This is a genomic window from Streptomyces sp. NPDC057136, from assembly GCF_042670885.1.
Taxonomy (GTDB): domain Bacteria; phylum Actinomycetota; class Actinomycetes; order Streptomycetales; family Streptomycetaceae; genus Streptomyces.
In genome coordinates, this window is record NZ_JBHUUV010000105.1 from 1 (window position 1) to 1,771 (window position 1,771).

Here is a 1,771-nt window from a genome sequence, read left to right on the forward strand (position 1 = left end):
AGGACCCGTAATTTAACTACTGCTTGAGTTGATCTCGTCGTGGTGCTCGATCAGGCGCTTGAGGGCTTCGAGTGTGCGGGGAGGGTGGGTCCTGTGGAAGACGAGGACTCTGGCGAGCTCGGGCCCGGCGAAGGCCAGCATCGGCTTGGACCTCCCAGCGTGGTAGCTCAGCACGTTGCGCTTGCGGCCCATCAGTTCGGCCGCGAGGGTCAAGGTGACGGTGTTGCGGCTGCGGAGCACGGCGGCCAGGACACGGTGGCGGTGATCGAGGGTGCCGAAGCCGGGATTGCGGCCGCGGCCGTCCCTTTCTGCGCTTTGGCGTTCGGCTTCGGTCAAGAGTAGTTGGCACGGTTCGAGCTGGAGCACGAGCTGCTCGAAGTGTTCTCGGGTCATGCCAGTGAGCACGGGGTGGGTGAGGAGGAAGGTGGCCTCGGCCGGGACCGGAGAGCCCGACTCGTCCCGTGGATCTTCCGGAAGCTGCTGGCCGGGGTCCTGAGGGGCGATGGTGTAGTTCCACTCGCCATGGAACTCATCGCGTTCGACCCGTCGCTCGGCGCTCTGACGTTCGGCTCGGGTGAGCACGCGCCCGGTGGGGTACGCGTTCTCGTCCAGCACGGCCTGGACGGTCAGTCCGGTGCGGGTGCGGGTGGCCGAGATGGTCTCCAGCAGTACCTCGTAGCTGGTCAGCGGCTGCCCGCGCAGGCTGTGGGTGATCCGGGAGAGCAGACGGTGTTCTACTTTGTTCCATTTTGAAGTACCTGGCGGAAAGTGCATGACGGTGATACTCAGCCCGCACTCGTCGGCGAACTCGGCCAGGCCCATCTTGAACAGGCGGGAGTCCGCCGAGTTAGCGCCTCCACAATCGGCGGTGACCAGCAAGCGGTCGGTGCTGGGGTAGTCGAGGCGCCCTTGGACCTCCCACCAGCGGCGCAGGGACTGCACCGCGAAGGCAGCGGTGTTGCGGTCGGTGCCCACATTCACCCAGCCGCTGTCGCGGCCCAGGTCATAGATGCCGTACGGGATGGCGAACGGAGTGTCGGGGCCGAAGAAGTCGTGATCCGGGGCAGTGATCGGCTGCCCTTTGGGGCGGTAGGTGCGGCCGGGGCGTGCGAAATCGCCGATCGGTTCCTTCTGCTTCGCATCCACACTCACCACCGGCAGGCCCTGCGCCAGGAAACGTTCGGCGGCGGAATTGATGTGACGGAACTGGGCGTCTCGGTCGGGTACCTGACTGCCGGCCCGAGTCTTGGCCATGCCCTGCAGACTGAAGCCCATCGCACGCAGCAGACCGCCGACCACCGGGGCACTGACCGGATGACCAGCAACGGTCAACTCCTGGGACAAGTCCCGCAGCGAGGCAGTGGTCCAGCGCAACGGGGACACGGGATCACCCACCGCATGCGGCTCGATCAACACTTCGAGAGCCGCTAGCAGACCAGGGTCGCGCTCGGCAGCGGACTTGCGCCCGCCGCCCGGTCTGCGTACCCGCCCCAGTGCTGGTGCTCCGACTGCGAGTTCCGCACGCCCTCGTGCGACAGTCGACTCCGAGACCTCTGCCAGCCTGGCCACGGCCGCGATCCCTCCATGCCCCAGAGCCTCCGCCTCGGAAGCCAAATACAGACGACGCTGCCGCTCGTCCAGATGTGGCAGCACCACCGCGAACTTCGCATCCAGTACTGCCAGGACTTCATCCGGAATCGCCACAACAGCCCAACTACATGGCGCCACCGAGGTGTCGGCCGAAACCGGCACTAGTTGAATTACGGGTCCT

General features: G+C 66.0%; 1 pseudogene. It reads right to left on the bottom strand.

From position 1 onward, the window contains the following. Positions 1-492 precede the first annotated feature (492 nt). A pseudogene (locus ACFT7S_RS38670) lies at positions 493-1,698 on the bottom strand (ISAzo13 family transposase); the annotation flags it as partial. Positions 1,699-1,771 lie beyond the last annotated feature (73 nt).